This window comes from Ottowia cancrivicina, assembly GCF_029813755.1.
Classification (GTDB): Bacteria; Pseudomonadota; Gammaproteobacteria; order Burkholderiales; family Burkholderiaceae_C; genus Ottowia; species Ottowia massiliensis.
The window spans coordinates 1-1,188 of sequence record NZ_JARVII010000071.1 but is presented as its reverse complement, the minus strand read 5'-3'; the positions used below and the strand labels follow the sequence as shown (position 1 = coordinate 1,188).

Annotated in this window: 1 pseudogene; it reads right to left on the bottom strand. The window is 57.2% G+C overall.

The features are described 5' to 3' along the window. Positions 1-1,188 (bottom strand): annotated as a pseudogene (locus QB898_RS13055) (hypothetical protein); the annotation flags it as partial.

Genomic DNA, 1,188 nt, shown 5'->3' with positions numbered 1-1,188 from the left:
GTTGCCTGCAAGGGAGACGCCTTTGTCGGCCTGGCCTGCGTTGATGTGGATGTAGCCGCTGGTTCCCGATTGGTCGAGACCCAGGCCGGATTGGGTTCCACCCGGGCCGGGCTGGGGGTCAGGCGCTTTGTCCGTCATGCTCAAGCCCAGCTGGCCATTGGTCCAGTTACGGATGCGCGCCATGATGTGGCCCGATTTTTTGTTTTTCACCAGCAGGTAAGTGTTCGCTCCGCTGCCTGTGAGGCTGTAGACGACGCCTTGCTCTTCATTGACCCAGACTTTGTCTGCCTTGCGCTGGCCGCCTTGCAGCGTGTGGCCATCGACCATGAGGCGGCCTTGGCCGTCACTGTCAAAAACAGTATCCGTGCCTTGGTCTTTGCTGCTACTGAACACGTAGGTGTCGTTGCCTGCACCTCCTTCCAGATAATCATTGCCTGCATCGCCTTTGAGTGTGTTGTCCTGGCTGCTGCCATAAAGGCGGTCATCGCCATTACCTCCATTCAAAAGCTTGCTGGAGCTGCCGCCATTGCTGTCAAATATCACCTGGCTGATGGAGGCGGGCGGGTTTGCACTTCTGACGGAAATGCGCGTCGGCGTTTTTGCGTGATCACGGATGGAGAGGTCCACATAATCAGCGCTGCCTTGGCCGTTCACATTGACGCATTCAGCATCTAGCTGATTACGAATAAGCATGGCTTGCAGCATCTCCGTCCGGTCGGCATACCACTGCTTCGAGTAGTAAATGGCTGGTTTGCCTGCGGCCCGGGCAGCTTTGTCTGCCTGCCAGTTTTGATAAACCTTTTTCCAGACCTCAGACTGTCCCAGAGCATTTTGGGTCTGGCTGTCAGTGCAGGTTATGGCAACGGGCGAGAGGGCGTATAGCGAGACGAAAGCCGCAAAGTCTTCGCACGCCTGCTGCGGCGCAATGGCGCCCGCTGGCTGAATGCACAGTTTACCTTCCAAGGCCCGATACGCCGGGTCAGCTTGCAATTGGGCCAGGGTTTCATGAAATTTGACGCGGCCCTCGTCGCTTTCGCTGGCGTCGCTGGCTGGCAGGCTTTCGATGTTGGCGCCATGAATAAAACGCCGCACAGCATCCAGCACTCCCTCCAGCGAGCCTTTGGCAATGTGGCTGCCCGATGAAACGATTTGGTTCAGGGCTTCAATGCTCAAATCAGGCGCGAGTTT